13 protein-coding genes are annotated in these 9,953 nt (G+C 72.0%); all 13 read left to right on the forward strand.

Annotated elements, in window-relative coordinates; translation table 11 throughout:
* The coding region (hisD, locus tag IY392_RS13635; protein ID WP_194861499.1) for a histidinol dehydrogenase at positions 1-859 on the forward strand (859 nt) is incomplete at its 5' end.
* Complete coding sequence (locus IY392_RS13640; RefSeq protein WP_194861500.1) at positions 856-1,992, forward strand: histidinol-phosphate transaminase; 1,137 nt, start codon at positions 856-858, stop codon at positions 1,990-1,992. The genes hisD and IY392_RS13640, both read left to right, overlap by 4 nt.
* Positions 1,989-2,612: an imidazoleglycerol-phosphate dehydratase HisB gene (hisB, locus tag IY392_RS13645; RefSeq protein ID WP_194861501.1), complete on the forward strand. Its 624-nt coding sequence runs from the start codon at positions 1,989-1,991 to the stop codon at positions 2,610-2,612. Before IY392_RS13640 ends, hisB begins: the two co-directional genes overlap by 4 nt.
* Positions 2,613-2,619: 7 nt before the next feature.
* Positions 2,620-3,867, forward strand: a complete 1,248-nt coding sequence (locus IY392_RS13650) for an MFS transporter (RefSeq protein ID WP_194861502.1) — start codon at positions 2,620-2,622, stop codon at positions 3,865-3,867.
* Positions 3,864-4,526, forward strand: coding sequence for an imidazole glycerol phosphate synthase subunit HisH (gene hisH / locus IY392_RS13655; RefSeq protein ID WP_194861503.1), 663 nt, complete (start codon positions 3,864-3,866; stop codon positions 4,524-4,526). Before IY392_RS13650 ends, hisH begins: the two co-directional genes overlap by 4 nt.
* A gap of 22 nt (positions 4,527-4,548) precedes the next feature.
* Entirely contained in the window at positions 4,549-4,878 is a 330-nt protein-coding gene (locus tag IY392_RS13660; RefSeq protein WP_194861504.1) for a hypothetical protein, read from the forward strand.
* Complete coding sequence (gene priA / locus IY392_RS13665; protein ID WP_194861505.1) at positions 4,878-5,633, forward strand: bifunctional 1-(5-phosphoribosyl)-5-((5-phosphoribosylamino)methylideneamino)imidazole-4-carboxamide isomerase/phosphoribosylanthranilate isomerase PriA; 756 nt, start codon at positions 4,878-4,880, stop codon at positions 5,631-5,633. The genes IY392_RS13660 and priA overlap by 1 nt, the downstream gene beginning before the upstream one ends.
* A 60-nt stretch (positions 5,634-5,693) precedes the next feature.
* The gene (locus IY392_RS13670) at positions 5,694-6,608 is read left to right on the forward strand and encodes an inositol monophosphatase (protein ID WP_107756286.1); all 915 of its coding nucleotides are present in this window, start codon (positions 5,694-5,696) and stop codon (positions 6,606-6,608) included.
* A gap of 7 nt (positions 6,609-6,615) precedes the next feature.
* Positions 6,616-7,389 (forward strand): imidazole glycerol phosphate synthase subunit HisF, encoded by a 774-nt coding sequence (gene hisF, locus IY392_RS13675; RefSeq protein ID WP_107756287.1) that lies wholly within the window; start codon positions 6,616-6,618, stop codon positions 7,387-7,389.
* Positions 7,386-7,739: a phosphoribosyl-AMP cyclohydrolase gene (gene hisI / locus IY392_RS13680; protein ID WP_107756288.1), complete on the forward strand. Its 354-nt coding sequence runs from the start codon at positions 7,386-7,388 to the stop codon at positions 7,737-7,739. The genes hisF and hisI overlap by 4 nt, the downstream gene beginning before the upstream one ends.
* Positions 7,740-7,743: 4 nt before the next feature.
* On the forward strand, positions 7,744-7,923 hold the full coding sequence (locus IY392_RS13685; RefSeq protein WP_194861506.1) for a 4-oxalocrotonate tautomerase family protein: 180 nt from the start codon (positions 7,744-7,746) through the stop codon (positions 7,921-7,923).
* Positions 7,920-9,488 (forward strand): anthranilate synthase component I, encoded by a 1,569-nt coding sequence (locus IY392_RS13690; RefSeq protein ID WP_107756289.1) that lies wholly within the window; start codon positions 7,920-7,922, stop codon positions 9,486-9,488. The genes IY392_RS13685 and IY392_RS13690 overlap by 4 nt, the downstream gene beginning before the upstream one ends.
* The coding region (locus tag IY392_RS13695) for a Trp biosynthesis-associated membrane protein (protein WP_309234187.1) at positions 9,485-9,953 on the forward strand (469 nt) is incomplete at its 3' end. The genes IY392_RS13690 and IY392_RS13695, both read left to right, overlap by 4 nt.

Consider the following 9,953-nt stretch of genomic DNA (forward strand, 5'->3'; position numbering starts at 1 on the left):
GCCCCAGGCCGACTCCGGTGGCTGGCCCCACCCCACCATCCTCGGCGCGTGTGCTCTGCTCGGGGTCGACGAGGTCTGGGCCGTCGGAGGCGCCCAGGCCGTGGCCCTGCTCGCCCACGGCGGCGAGGACACCGACGGACGCGAGCTCGAGCCCGTCGACATGGTCACCGGGCCCGGCAACGTCTACGTCACCGCCGCCAAGCGACTGTGCCGCAGCGTCGTGGGGATCGATTCGGAAGCCGGTCCCACGGAGATCGCCGTCCTGGCCGACCACACGGCCGACCCGGTCCACATCGCCTACGACCTCATCAGCCAGGCCGAGCACGACCCCAACGCGGCGAGCGTGCTGGTCACCGACTCCGAGCAGCTCGCCGACGCCGTCGCCCGGGAGGTCGGGGCCCGCTACACCGTCACCCTCAACTCGGGCCGCGTGCGCGAGGCGCTCGAGGGCCCGCAGTCGGGCATCGTCCTGGTGGACGACATCGACGCCGGCCTGCGCGTGGTGGACGCGTACGCGGCCGAGCACCTGGAGGTGCAGACCCGTGACCCGGCGGGCGACGCCGCCCGCGTCCGCAACGCCGGGGCGATCTTCGTGGGTGCCTACTCCCCGGTGCCGCTCGGCGACTACGCGGCGGGCTCGAACCACGTCCTGCCCACCTCGGGGACCGCACGCCACTCGTCCGGGTTGAGCGTCCAGACCTTCCTGCGCGGTATCCACGTCATCGACTACGACCGGGCCGCCCTCAAGGAGATCGCCCCGACGGTCGTGTCGCTCGCCGACGCCGAGCGACTGCCGGCCCACGGTGAGGCCGTCCGGGCCCGCTTCGAGGACCTCGCCGCCGAGGAGGGACAGAAGTGAACGACACCCCCCGTCGCGGCGTCGGCCTGGACGCGCTGCCACTGCGCGAGAACCTGCGCGGCACGAGCGCCTACGGAGCCCCGCAACTCGAGGTGCCGGTGCAGCTCAACACCAACGAGAACCCGCACCCGCCGAGCGCGGCGCTGGTCGCCGACATCGCCGACGCGGTCTCCGCGGCCGCGGCCGACCTCAACCGCTACCCGGACCGGGACGCCGTCGACCTGCGCACCGACCTCGCCGCCTACCTCACCCGGCAGACCGGCGTGGAGGTGGACGTGGACATGGTGTGGGCGGCCAACGGCTCCAACGAGATCCTCCAGCAGTTGCTGCAGGCCTTCGGCGGGCCCGGTCGCAGCGCGATGGGATTCGTCCCCAGCTACTCGATGCACCCGATCCTCGCTGCGGGCACGGACACCGAGTGGATCCCGGTCGACCGGGGCGCGGACCTGGCGATCGACGTCGAGGCCGCGCTGGCGGCGATCGCCGGCCACCGCCCCGACATCGTCTTCCTCACGACACCCAACAATCCGACGGGCCACGTGATCGAGCTGGACGACCTGCGGCGGCTGATCGGCGCGGCACCGGGGATCGTCGTGGTCGACGAGGCGTACGCGGAGTTCTCCCCCTCGCCGAGCGCGTGCACGCTCCTGGCCGAGTTCCCGGCGAAGCTGGTCGTCTCGCGCACCATGAGCAAGGCCTTCGCGTTCGCCGGCGGGCGGCTCGGGTACTTCGCGGCCGACCCGGCGTTCGTCGACGCGGTTCTGCTCGTCCGCCTGCCGTACCACCTGTCGGTGATCGCGCAGGCCGCCGCCGGGGCCGCGCTGAGGCACGCCGACGAGACCCTGGCCTCGGTCGCGCTGCTGGCCGAGGAGCGCAAGCGCGTCATCGCGGGACTCGAGGCGCTCGGCTACGACGTGCTGCCCAGCGAGGCCAACTTCGTGCTCTACGGGCCCTTCGTGGACGCGCCCCGCGCGTGGCGGCGCTACCTCGACGCGGGCGTGCTCATCCGCGACGTGGGCATCCCGGGCCGTCTTCGTGCGACCATCGGGCTGGAGAGCGAGAACGACCGGCTGCTGCAGGTGAGCGCCGAGGTGGCGGGAACAGAGATCACCACGACGAGGGAGAGACGATGAGCGAGCAGGGCGGACGCGTCGGTCGCGTCGAGCGCACCACCAGGGAGTCGTCGATCGTCGTCGAGATCGACCTCGACGGCACCGGCCGGACGGAGATCGCCACCGGCGTCCCGTTCTTCGACCACATGCTCACCGCGTTCGGTCAGCACGGCGCGTTCGACCTCACCGTGCGCGCGACGGGCGACGTCGAGATCGAGGCGCACCACACCGTCGAGGACACCGCCATCGTGCTGGGACAGGCGCTCGGGAAGGCGCTGGGCGACAAGCGGGGCATCCGCCGGTTCGGCCAGTGTTCGATCCCCATGGACGAGACCCTCGCCGAGGCGGTCGTCGACGTCTCGGGCCGCCCGTACTGCGTCCACAGCGGAGAACCCGACGTCATGATCGGGTACGTCGTCGTGGGGCACGACAGCGCCCCGTACGGCACCGTGCTCAACCGGCACGTCTTCGAGACCCTCGCGTCGCACGCCCGTATCGCGCTGCACGTCCGCGTGCACTACGGGCGCGACCCCCACCACATCACCGAGGCGGAGTACAAGGCCGTCGCCCGGGCGCTGCGCGCCGCGGTCGAACGGGATCCCCGCATCAGTGGGATCCCCTCGACCAAGGGCGCCCTGTGATGACGAAGTGACACAGGGCGACACGAAGCCGGGCGGGTTCGCACTACTGGCCCGGACCCGCGGTGTGCCCGCGGCGTTCATCCTGGTCCTGCTCGCCTTCGGTGGTTTCTCGCTGCTCCTGCCCGTGGTGCCTCTCGCCGTGCTGCGGGGAGGGGGGAGCGACCTGGTCGCCGGCGCGACCACCGGTGTGTTCATGACGGTCACCGTGCTGGTCCAGCTGCTCACCCCGAGGATCACCGCGGCGATCGGGTACCGCTGGGTACTCGCGACCGGCAGTGCGCTCCTCGGTCTGCCGTCCGGTCTGCTCGCCCTGGCCGAGGGGCCGGTCGCGGTGCTGGCGGTCAGTGGTGTCCGCGGGGCGGGCTTCGGCATGATGACGGTCGCCGGCTCCGCGCTGGTCGCGGAGCTCGCGCCACCCGGGATGCTCGGCCGCGCCACCTCACTGATCGGCCTCGCGGTGGGCATCTCCGAGGCGATCTTCCTGCCCGTCGGGCTGTGGTTGCTGGAGGTGTTCGGACTGGCCACGGTCGCCTGGAGCGCGACCGCGTTCGGTGTTGTCGGCCTTCTCGCCGCGTCACGACTCCCCGACGTGCACCCGGCCCCCGCGAGGCCCTCCGACCCCTCCGCGCTCGGCCGCCGGGCGATGATCGTGCTGCTCGCGGGCCCGTTCCTCGTCATGGTGGCGGTCTCCCTGCCCTACGGCGCCGCCGCGTCCTTTCTCTCACCCGCCCTGGACTCGATCGTCTCGGGGAGCGGAGCGGTCGTCGCGGGAGTCGGTCTCGGGCTCCTCGGGGTGGGCGTGATCGTCGGCCGCACCTTCGCCGGCCTCGTCTCCGATCGGCGCGGACCCGGCGCGCTGGTCTGGCCCGGGCTCGCGTTCTCGGCGCTCGGCATGGCCGGGATCGCCGGCCTACTCACGCTGTCGGCGAACCCGTGGTGGTTCATCGCCCCCACCGTGGTGTTCGGACTCGGGTTCGGCGCCGTGCAGAACGAGGCGCTCGTCGGGTCCTTCGAGCGGATGCCGCGCTCGCGCCTGGGGACCGCGTCCGCCTCGTGGAACATCTCCTTCGACGCCGGCACGGGCCTCGGATCGGTGGTCATGGGAGCGGTCGCCGGGTTCGGCTACGTGGTCCTGTTCATGGTGGCGGCGGGAATCGTCCTCGTCGTGGGCGGCCCCGCGGCGGTGGGCGCCCGGCGCACCCGGCCCGCGCGTGATCTGACCGTGCTGCACCGGGACGATAAAGTGGGGTCATGACCTCACTGGCCCCGCGGGTGGCGCTCCTCGACTACGGCTCGGGCAACCTCCGCTCCGCCCACCGCGCGCTGGAGCGTGTCGGTGCGCGGGTCGAGCTCACCTCCGACCCCGAGGTGGCCACCGAGGCGGACGCCCTCGTCGTCCCGGGGGTCGGAGCGTTCGCGGCGTGTATGGAGGGCCTCCGGGCCGTCAAGGGACCACGGATCATCGGCGAACGCCTCGCCGGCGGTCGACCCGTCCTGGGAATCTGCGTCGGGATGCAGGTCATGTTCGAGCGGGGGACCGAGTTCTCGGACGGCGAGCACGCCGAGTCCGGGGCGGCGGGATGCGGCGAGTGGCCGGGTGTGGTGGAGCGGTTGGAGGCGCCGGTGCTGCCGCACATGGGGTGGAACACCGTCGAGGCGCCCGAGCACAGTGTGCTGTTCGCCGGCATGCCCTCGGACGAGCGCTTCTACTTCGTCCACTCGTACGGCGTGCAACGGTGGGCGATGGAGCCGTCCGACCAACTGACCCCACCGGATGTCACCTGGGCCCGGCACGGCACGAGGTTCGTCGCCGCCGTGGAGAACGGCCCCCTGTCGGCCACCCAGTTCCACCCCGAGAAATCGGGTGACGCCGGCCTGCATCTGCTCGAGAACTGGATCCGATCCGTTGGCTGACCGCCGGGCTCGCCCGGCGCCCGTGTCGTTCGCGGCCCTCGCGCTGGGAGTCTGCGGTGCGGGAGTGGTGTCGCTCGGTCTGACCGCCCTGGCGGTGGCGCTGCTCCCGCTTCCGCCGGCCGGTCGCGCCGTGGCCGCGGTGGCCGGTGTGCTCCTGACCGTCGTGGCGATGGGCGTGGTGTCCGCGCGGCTCACCGACCGGGCTATCCGTGCCGAGTACGGAGACGAACCCGGGGATGAGCCACGTGACGAGGCGGAGTTCGGCGGCGAGGCGCACCTCGAGGAGCCGTCGCGCGCGTCGGGACCGGCCGAGGGCGATGGGGAGCCGCCCCGGGCGGACGGACTACGCTGATGCCCGTGACCAACGCTTCTCACCTCGAACTGCTGCCCGCCGTGGACGTCGCCGACGGGCAGGCCGTCCGTCTGGTGCAGGGGGAGGCCGGAACCGAGACCTCGTACGGTTCGCCGCTCGAGGCCGCGATGCAGTGGCAGCGGGACGGCGCCGAGTGGGTCCACCTGGTGGACCTCGACGCCGCCTTCGGTCGCGGGACCAACCGCGACCTCCTGGCCGAGGTCGTCGGCGCGCTCGACGTCAGGGTCGAGATGTCCGGGGGGATCCGCGACGACGACTCGTTGGAGGCCGCGCTCGCGACCGGGTGCGCGCGGGTGAACCTGGGGACCGCCGCGCTGGAGAACCCGGAGTGGTGCGCCTCCGCGATCGCCCGCCACGGGGACCGCATCGCGGTGGGCCTGGACGTGCGCGTGATCGACGGCGAACCCCGACTCCGTGGCCGCGGGTGGGTGTCCGACGGCGGCAATCTCTGGGAGGTGCTGGAGCGTCTCGACAAGGACGGCTGCGCGAGATACGTCGTCACCGACGTCTCCAAGGACGGGATGCTGAACGGCCCCAACCTCGAGATGCTCTCCCAGGTGTGCGCGGTCACGGGTGCGCCCGTGGTGGCGTCGGGAGGGGTGTCGTCCGTGGCGGACCTGGAGGCCATCGCGACGCTGGTGCCCCAGGGCGTCGAGGGTGCGATCGTGGGCAAGGCCCTCTACGCGGGCCGTTTCACCCTCCCCGAGGCGCTCGCCGCGGTGAGCGCCCGCTGAGCCACCGGTGACCAGCCGGTGGCTCCATCCGACCGTTTGACCTCGAGCAGGAGGCCCGAGATGACCGATCAGACCGGAAACACCCTGCCGACGGACCTGTCCGTCGACCCCGCGGAGGCGCTGGCACTGGCGGCCCGCGTCCTCGAGGAGGTCACCCCCCGCTTCGTCGAGGGTCTCGGCGCCGAGGGCACCCGCGTCAAGGGCTCGCGCAACGATTTCGCGACCGAGCTCGACCTCGAGCTCGAACGCCGGATCTCCGACGCCCTGCGCGAGGGGACCGGCCTCGAGGTCCACGGGGAGGAGTACGGCGGGCCGCCGGTCAACGAGGGGACCCTCTGGGTGGTCGACCCGATCGACGGCACGGCCAACTACTCCCTCGGCATACCCACCACCGGCATCCTCGTCTCGCTGGTTCACGAGCGGCAGCCCGTTCTGGGCCTGACCTGGCTCCCGCTGCTCGGGATGCGGTTCACCTCGATCGCCGGGGGTCCGCTCAAGGAGAACGACGAGGAGATCCCGCGGATCGCCGACGTCTCCATCCGCGACGTGGCGCTGGGCCTCGGGTCGCTCAACACGGGGGCCCGCACGACCTATCCGCCGGCCTACCGCCGGGAGGTGTTCGAGCAGCTCACCCTCGACGCCGCGCGCACACGCAAGTTCGGGTCGACGGGAGTCGACCTGTCGTTCGTGGGCTCGAGCCGGTTGTCCGCCGCCGTGAGCTTCGGCAACTACGCCTGGGACAACGCGGCGGGCGCCTCCCACATCCGCGCGGCGGGTGGAGTGGTCACCGACCTGGCCGGTGAGCCGTGGTCGATCGACTCCCAGTCGATCCTCGCGGCCGGCCCGCGGGCCCACGCCGAGGTGCTCGGCACCATCCGCGAGCTGGGCGAGCCCGGGAACTTCTTCGAGGCCGGACGCCGCCGGGCCACCCCCGGGCCGGACGGCAACCGCCCGTGGCTCGACGGGGAACGGTGACCCGGGTATGACACTCGCCACCCGGGTGATCCCGTGCCTCGACGTCGACGCGGGCCGCGTGGTCAAGGGCGTGAACTTCCTCGACCTCCGGGACGCCGGGGATCCGGTCGAGCTGGCCGCCGCCTACGACGCGCAGGGCGCGGACGAGCTGACCTTCCTCGACGTCACGGCCTCGTCCTCGGGCCGCGGAACCATGCTCGACGTGGTCACCCGCACGGCCGAGCAGGTCTTCATCCCCCTCACGGTGGGGGGCGGGGTGCGTACCGCCGAGGACGTGGACCAACTCCTGCGGGCGGGCGCGGACAAGGTCAGTGTCAACACCGCCGCCATCGCGCGTCCCGAGCTCCTCGACGAGCTCAGCAGGCGCTTCGGTTCGCAATGCATCGTCCTGTCGGTCGATGCGCGAACGGTTCCCCAGGGAGAGCCACCCACGCCGTCGGGCTGGGAGGTCACCACCCACGGTGGCCGTCGGGGCACCGGCATCGACGCCGTCGAGTGGGCCCGTCGCGGACAGGACCTGGGGGTGGGGGAGATCCTGCTCAACTCGATGGACGCCGACGGCACCAAGGCGGGATTCGACCTGGACATGATCCGTGCGGTGCGTGCGGCGGTGACCATTCCCGTGATCGCCTCGGGCGGGGCCGGTGCGGTGGAGCACTTCGCTCCCGCCGTCGCGGCCGGAGCCGACGCGGTCCTCGCGGCCAGTGTCTTCCACTTCGGTGAGATGACCATCGGCGACGTCAAGAAGGCCATGGCGGCCGAGGGGGTCACGGTCCGATGAGCGATCCGGTCCTGGACCCGTCCGTCGCCGACCGGCTCACGCGCACTGCGGACGGCCTGATCGCGGCGGTGGTGCAGGACGCGTCCGACGGCCGGGTCCTGATGATGGCGTGGATGGACGACGCCGCTCTCGCCGAGACCCTGGCCACGCGGCGCGGGGTGTACTTCTCGCGCTCGCGGGGGACGCGGTGGGTCAAGGGGGAGACCTCCGGTCACGTCCAGCACGTGCGCAGCGTGGAGATCGACTGCGACGGCGACACCGTGTTGTTGAAGGTGGACCAGACCGGGGCCGCCTGCCACAACGGCACGCGGAGCTGTTTTGACACCCACACACTCCTCGGGGAGGAATGATCCTGTGCCCTTCATCCAGATCAACCAGCTCGACGGGATGGACCCGAAGTCCAAGGCGCGGGTGATCGAGGCCGTCACCGCCGCCTACGCCGAGGCCTCGGGCAAGGACCCGGCCAAAGTCTGGGTGCACGTCAACGACATGCCGCGCGACTCGTTCGGGATCGGCGGCCGGGTCGTCGGATGAGTACCACGACCACCACCTTCGAGCAGTTCCGGGCGCTCGCCGCCGGTCACCGGGTCGTCCCCGTGGTGCGCACGGTGCTGGCCGACTCCGAGACCCCGCTGTCCGCGTACGACAAACTCGCGGACGACCGACCCGGGACCTTCCTGCTCGAGTCGGCCGAGCACGGTCGATCGTGGTCACGGTGGTCCTTCATCGGCTGTGGCTCGGCCGCCGCGCTGACCGTCGACGAGACGGGCGAGGCCATGTGGTGGGGACACGTGCCCGCCGGCGCACCGACGGGAGGGGACCCGCTCGACGCCCTGCGCCGGACCCTCGATCTGCTGCGAACCGATCAGATCGCGGGCCTGCCACCGCTGACGTCCGGGCTGGTGGGGTACCTCGGCTACGACATCGTGCGCCGTCTCGAACGGATCGCCCCTGACACCGCCGATGACCTGCACGTTCCGGAGCTGGTCCAGATGCTGGCCACCGACCTGGCCGCGTTCGACCACCACGAGGGCCGGATCCACCTGATCGCCAACGCCGTCAACTGGGACGGGAGCGACGATCGAATCGAGCAGGCCTACGACGACGCGGTGGCCAGGGTGGACGCGATGACGGCGAGGCTCGCGGCGCCGGGCGGCGGCGGGGTCAGCGTGTTCGACACCCCGGACCCGCAGGTGATCCGTCGCACCGACGAGTCGACGTATCACGCGCGGGTGGCCGACATCATCGAGCAGATCTACTCCGGCGAAGCCTTCCAGGTGGTGCTCAGCCAGCGCTTCGAGGTGGAGACCTCCGCCTCGCCGAGGGACGTCTACCGCATCCTGCGCACCACCAACCCGAGTCCCTACATGTACCTGATGACGGTGCCGGACGGGTCGGGAGACGACGGTTTCGGTGGCACCGCGTTCACCATCGTGGGATCGAGCCCCGAGGCCCTGGTCACGGTGAAGGACGGATTGGCCACGACCCACCCGATCGCCGGAACCCGGCCGAGGGGTGACGACGACGAGCACGACGTCCTGCTCGCGAAGGACCTGGTGGAGGACGCCAAGGAGAACGCCGAACATCTGATGCTGGTCGATCTGGGCCGCAACGACCTCGGCCGGGTCTGCGAGCCGGGCTCCGTCGTGGTGACCGAGTTCCGTCAGGTCGAGCGGTACAGCCACGTCATGCACCTGGTCTCCACCGTGACAGGTCGTCTGGCGGAGGGGCGCACGGGCATCGACGCCGTGACCGCCTGCTTCCCGGCGGGCACCCTGTCGGGCTCGCCCAAGCCCCGCGCGCTGCAGATCATCGAGGATCTCGAGGACACCCGTCGCGGCGTCTACGGGGGAGTGGTCGGATACCTCGACTTCGCCGGGAACACCGACCAGGCCATCGCCATCCGGTCCGCCGTGCTCAAGGACGGCACCGCCTACGTCCAGGCAGGTGCCGGGATCGTCGCCGATTCGGTCGCGGCGTCGGAGGACCAGGAGTGCCGCAACAAGGCCATGGCCGTCCTCCGGGCCGTCGCGGCCGCGGACACCCTGCGGCCCGCGGGGTCCACGGGTGGAACCCACCCCACGGGGGAGGGCCGGTGAGTCAGAGCACACGTCTCCGCCTCCCGGTGGTCCTGCTGGTGCTCGGAGCCGCCCTGTTGTGGATCGCCTCCCGCATGGTGTGGGTGGACGTGGTCGCGTTCAACGACCAGTCGGGCGAGGTCCGACGGGCCCTGACGGGTTCCCAGTGGCAGCCGGCGCTGGTCGCGGTGGCGTTGGGTGCTCTGGCCGCGGTGGCCGCGGTGGCCCTGGTGAGGGGAACGGGGGCTCGGGTGGTCGGCGCCGTCATCGCCCTGCTCGGCCTGGCCACCGGCGCGGTGCTGTTCTCGGCCGTCGGCGGGGTGGACTCCGGCCGCGTGCACTCGACGGTGACGGGCGAGGAGGAGTTCGGACGCACCAACGCCGGCCCGGGCTCCGCCGACGCCCAGGCGATCCCGGAGTGGTCGGAGATCACCGAAGTCTCGACGCGCTCGGCCGGGCCGGCGCTCACCGGGGCCGGGGCAGCGG

Source organism: Dietzia sp. SYD-A1, assembly GCF_015356725.1.
In the GTDB taxonomy this organism is placed as follows: domain Bacteria; phylum Actinomycetota; class Actinomycetes; order Mycobacteriales; family Mycobacteriaceae; genus Dietzia.